This is a genomic window from Pseudomonas sp. R62 (assembly GCF_000257605.1).
GTDB classification, from domain to species: Bacteria; Pseudomonadota; Gammaproteobacteria; order Pseudomonadales; family Pseudomonadaceae; genus Aquipseudomonas; species Aquipseudomonas atacamensis.
Genome location: NZ_JH635998.1, coordinates 1,542,410 through 1,546,156 on the forward strand (window position 1 = coordinate 1,542,410; position 3,747 = coordinate 1,546,156).

General features: G+C 59.4%; 4 protein-coding genes and 1 pseudogene. All 5 read right to left on the bottom strand.

Features of this window, described 5'->3' with window-relative positions; genetic code table 11:
- A partial coding sequence (locus OQK_RS08200) for a protease modulator HflK N-terminal domain-containing protein (protein ID WP_038860738.1) occupies positions 1–423 on the bottom strand: 423 nt, incomplete at its 3' end.
- 96 nt (positions 424–519) lie between these two features.
- Positions 520–1,821, bottom strand: coding sequence for a ribosome rescue GTPase HflX (hflX, locus tag OQK_RS08205; protein ID WP_016771946.1), 1,302 nt, complete (start codon positions 1,819–1,821; stop codon positions 520–522).
- A gap of 12 nt (positions 1,822–1,833) precedes the next feature.
- Entirely contained in the window at positions 1,834–2,100 is a 267-nt protein-coding gene (gene hfq / locus OQK_RS08210) for an RNA chaperone Hfq (RefSeq protein WP_016771947.1), read from the bottom strand.
- A 95-nt stretch (positions 2,101–2,195) separates the two neighbouring features.
- Positions 2,196–3,167: a tRNA (adenosine(37)-N6)-dimethylallyltransferase MiaA gene (gene miaA / locus OQK_RS08215; RefSeq protein ID WP_016771948.1), complete on the bottom strand. Its 972-nt coding sequence runs from the start codon at positions 3,165–3,167 to the stop codon at positions 2,196–2,198.
- Positions 3,167–3,747, bottom strand: a pseudogene (gene mutL / locus OQK_RS31085) (DNA mismatch repair endonuclease MutL); the annotation flags it as partial. The pseudogene mutL and the gene miaA, both read right to left, overlap by 1 nt.

The window sequence follows — 3,747 nt, forward strand, 5'->3', positions numbered from 1 at the left end:
AGTCAACATCTGGCCCTGCTTGGTGTACGCACGCTCACGCGTCACGTTCTCCATGTACTTCTTGTCGATCGGCGGGAAGTAGATGTTCAGACCCGGGCCGACAGTCTCGTAGTACTTGCCGAAGCGCAGCACCACGGCTTGCTCCTGCTCGTCCACCACGTAGACCGCGCTGTACAGCCAGACAGCCGCGAGCACGACCAGGCCGATGCCGAGCAGACCGCCGAAGCCGCCACTGCTGCGCCCCGACCCGCCGCCGTCATCACCGCGTTTCTTACCACCACCGAACAACCCGTTCAGGCTTTCCTGCAGCTTTCGGAAGGCCTCGTCGAGATCCGGTGGCCCCTTGCGGTCGCCGTTATTGCGGCGCTTGCCACCCCAGGGATCCTGATTATTCGAGTTGCCACCCGGCTCATTCCAAGCCATAGCGCTCTCCATCTGATAAAGCAAAGACGCACCCACGGCGCGCCGACCAATGCTACAGAATGCCTGCCGTTGCGGCACAACCGCTTTGTCAGGCTTTTATTGCAAAGTGTGTTGCTCGATGAATTCCATCGGCTGCAATCCTTCGCGGCTTACCAATCGATTCAACTCGATCCGGGGCAAACGAACGGCCAGCAGGCTGACACCTTCTTCATCGTATTCTTCTTTCTGCACCGCACCGAGTTCGAAGAACTGCGCACGCAGTCGAGCGAAGCGTTGCGGCAAGCGCAAGGTACCGACGAACAGATCACTGCCGAGCAACTCGGCGATGGCCTGTTCAAGCAATTCCAGACCGCTGCCATCGCGCGCCGAGAGCCAGACCCGTTGCGGCTTGCCATCGGCATCACGCTGGATCTGCGGCTCGACGCCTTCGAGCAAATCGAGTTTGTTATAGACCTCGAGGATCGGCAAGTCCTGGGCACCAATCTCGCCCAGCACCACCATCACCTGCTCGATCTGCAACATGCGATCCGGTTCGGCCGCATCGATCACGTGCAGCAGCAGGTCGGAATTGCTCGACTCTTCGAGCGTAGACCGAAATGCCTCGACCAGCTTGTGTGGCAGGTGACGAATGAAGCCCACGGTATCGGCGAGGACGATCGGACCGAGGTCGTCAAGCTCCAGCCGGCGCAGGGTCGGGTCGAGCGTGGCGAACAGTTGATCGGCCGCGTACACCTCGGACTTCGTCACGTTGTTGAAGAGTGTCGATTTGCCCGCGTTGGTGTAGCCCACCAGCGAAACGGTAGGAATGTCCGCACGGGATCGGCCACGGCGCGACTGCTCGCGCTGACTGCGCACCTTCTCCAGCCGCCCCTTGATCTGACGCAGGCGAACCCGCAGCAGACGGCGGTCGGTTTCCAGCTGGGTTTCACCCGGGCCGCGCATACCGATACCGCCACCCTGACGTTCAAGGTGAGTCCAGCCGCGAACCAGCCGCGTGCTCATGTGGTCAAGCTGGGCCAGTTCGACCTGCAGCTTGCCCTCATGGGTGCGTGCGCGTTGGGCGAAAATATCGAGAATCAGCCCGGTGCGGTCGATCACGCGACACTCGAAAACACGTTCGAGGTTGCGTTCCTGACTGGGCGTGAGGATGTGATTGAAAATCACCAGATCGGCTTCTTCAGCCTTGACCAGGTCGCGCAGTTCCTCGACCTTGCCGCTGCCGATCAGATATTTGGCGGTTGGCCGATGACGCGGCACGTTAAAAAACGCGACGGTCTCGGCGCCAGCCGAATTTGCCAACTCCTGAAACTCCTGCGGATCTTCGCGCGCCTCAGGGTCCTGTCCATCCAAGTGAACGAGGATGACTCGTTCACCACCACCGTGGCGCTCAAAGAACAAAGGAGACTCCTATCAGGCGTTACCCGGCGCTGCATCGGCATCGCCCTGTTCGTTTTCGGTTGCGCTAGGCAGACGAATTGGACGAACCGGCACGACGGTCGAGATAGCGTGTTTGTAGACCATCTGGCTTACGGTGTTTTTCAGCAGGATCACGAACTGGTCGAACGACTCGATCGTCCCTTGCAGCTTGATACCGTTGACCAGGTAGATGGAAACCCCGACTTTCTCTTTACGTAAAGTGTTCAGGTAAGGGTCTTGTAGCGAATGCCCTTTTGACATGTGCCGCACTCCTTTAAGGATTCAATAATAAAAACAGGTAAATTCAGATGGCTTCGGCCGTCACACCCCCAAGGATAGACGGCAATTGCAAGGACTCAGCTCAATATGGAGATGGTCCCAAGGTATTTCAAGGCGCGTGGCAGATTGTCGCAATCAAGACTGTCCAGCCAGTGCAAATCGTCCCAGCTGCGCAGCCAGGTAAACTGGCGTTTGGCCAATTGGCGCGTGGCGATGATGCCCCGCTCCTGCATCTGGGCCAATGTCAGCTTGCCGTCCAGGTAATCCCAGACTTGGCGGTAGCCTACCGCACGTATAGACGGCAACCCCGAATGCAGGTCACTTCTTTTACGCAGGGCTACGACCTCGTCGATGAATCCCTGTTCCAACATATTTGTGAATCTTTGTTCAATTCGCTGGTGCAGAACCTGACGATTCGCCGGAGCAATGGCCAGGTTCGCGACAGTATAGGGCAATTGTTGGCGTCCCGAAGCGGCTGCTTCAGTACTTTGCGCAGATTGTTGCTCGCGCAGGGCGGTCATGCTCTGCCCGCTGACTCGATACACTTCAAGTGCCCGACTCAAGCGCTGCGGATCATTGGGATGAATGCGCGCCGCCGACACCGGATCGATTTGCGCCAGTTGATCGTGCAGGGCTTGCCAGCCGAGGCGTGCAGCTTCTTCCTCGATCTGCGTACGGACCTCGGGATCGGCCGCCGGCATGTCCGCCAGACCTTCGACCAGAGCCTTGTAATAGAGCATGGTGCCGCCGACCAGCAGCGGGATCTTTCCTCGCCCAGTGATTTCGGCCATGGCCTGCAACGCGTCGCGACGAAAATCGGCGGCTGAATACGCTTCAGCGGGGTCGAGGATGTCGATCAGCCGGTGCGGGTATTGCGCCAGCAACTCTTTCGAAGGCTTGGCCGTGCCGATGTCCATGCCGCGGTAGACCAGCGCGGAATCGACACTGATCAATTCGCACGGCAGCACTTTGGTCAGCTCGATGGCCAGATCGGTCTTGCCCGCAGCGGTCGGGCCCATCAGGAAAATCGCTGGAGGAAGCTGGCTCATCAACGACCGCGCAGGAACAGTTTGTCCAGATCGTCCAGACCCAGCTGGGTCCAGGTCGGTCGGCCATGGTTGCATTGACCGCTGCGCTCAGTGTTTTCCATATCACGCAGCAGGCCGTTCATTTCCGGCAGGGCCAGACGCCGGTTGGCGCGGATCGCGCCGTGGCAGGCCATGGTGCCGAGCAATTCGTTGAGGTGCGCCTGGATACGGTCGCTGGTGCCGTACTCCATCAAATCCGAAAGCACGTCGCCGACCAGTCGATTGGCTTCGGCCTGCTTGAGCAATGCGGGAATCTGCCGGATCGCCAGGGTTTCCGGCCCCAGGCGCTGCAATTCAAAACCAAGGCGCTGAAACCAAGCGGCGTGTTCTTCAGCACAATCGGCCTCGCGCTGACTCACGGCCAGCGACTCCGGCACCAGCAACGGCTGGCCACTTAGACCTTCGCTGGCCATGGCGATTTTCAGGCGCTCGTACATGATCCGCTCGTGGGCGGCATGCATGTCCACCAGCACCAGACCATGGGCATTCTCGGACAAAATATAGATGCCCTTGAGCTGCGCCAGTGCATAGCCGAGCGGCG

Coding starts and splice junctions, on each gene's coding strand:
- hfq (WP_016771947.1), bottom strand. CDS start 2,100: ATGTCAAAAGGGCATTCGCTACAAGACCCTTACCTGAACACTTTACGT.
- miaA (WP_016771948.1), bottom strand. CDS start 3,167: ATGAGCCAGCTTCCTCCAGCGATTTTCCTGATGGGCCCGACCGCTGCG.